Raw genomic sequence first — 1,007 nt, forward strand, 5'->3', positions numbered from 1 at the left:
TGGATTCAATCGCTTCCCGCGCCCGGTCCACCAGCACAACCGGGTGATGTCGTTCATAACACCAGCGGGCGTGGCGGCCCTGTCCGCAGGCGACATCGAGCACCACACCCCGGTCTGCCACGAGGTGCGACCAGCGCTGGACCCAGGTCGAAGCGGGCGCTGTGCCGTGCGAAGCATTTTGTTTGACTATGGATTCGTTCACCGGAAATTCACTTTTTATGGGGAGGGAGGGCGGACAGAGAAAACCATAGTAACTATTTTTTTGATAGCTACTTACGCCCGTCCTTACTGGGCTGGAGGCTTAAAACGCTTAAAAACAGCTCCAGACCTGGTCTGCCACGGTCAACAGGAAATCGGGCCGTGTGTAAAGGGCGAACACCGCCAGCAAAAGGATGATCGCGAGCGCCCACGGCATCACCTTGCGCGCCATGTCATGCGCCCTGCGGCAGTTCGCCATGACGGGGCCTGGCAATCGGCGTTTCGCGTATCGGCATGTTCACCAGCGCCGCCAACACACCCAGCGCAATCGCGATGTACCAGACGATGTCGTAGCTGCCGGTGCGGTCATACAGGTAGCCGCCCAGCCAGACACCCATGAACGAGCCGATCTGGTGGCTGAAGAAAATGAAGCCGCTCAGCATCGACATATGCTGGATGCCGAAAATCTGCGCCACCATCGCGTTGGTGGGCGGAACCGTTGACAGCCACAGCAGGCCCATCAGGCTGGAAAAAATATAGACGCTGGCCGGGCTCAGTGGCGCGGCCAGAAAAACGGCGATGACGACGGCGCGCGACAGGTAAATGGTGGCCAATATCTTGCGTTTGGCAATGCGCTGGCCCAGCGAGCCCGCAATGTAGGTGCCAAACACATTGAAAAGGCCAATCAGTGCCAGCGCGTAGCCTGCCACCTGCGGCGACAGGCCTTGGTCCTTGAGGTAGCTGGGCATGTGAACGCCAATGAACACCACCTGAAAGCCGCAGACAAAGTAGCCCGCCATCAAGAGCTG

The 1,007-nt window shown here is 59.0% G+C and carries 1 protein-coding gene and 1 pseudogene; both read right to left on the reverse strand.

Translation table 11 applies throughout. The features are described 5' to 3' along the window. Positions 1 to 202: pseudogene (locus Q8K05_RS16705) on the reverse strand (class I SAM-dependent methyltransferase); the annotation flags it as partial. Between the two features lie 229 nt (positions 203 to 431). Continuing rightward, the coding region (locus Q8K05_RS16710) for an MFS transporter (RefSeq protein WP_305247741.1) at positions 432 to 1,007 on the reverse strand (576 nt) is incomplete at its 5' end.

This window comes from Polaromonas sp., from assembly GCF_030682935.1.
Lineage (GTDB): Bacteria > Pseudomonadota > Gammaproteobacteria > Burkholderiales > Burkholderiaceae_C > Polaromonas.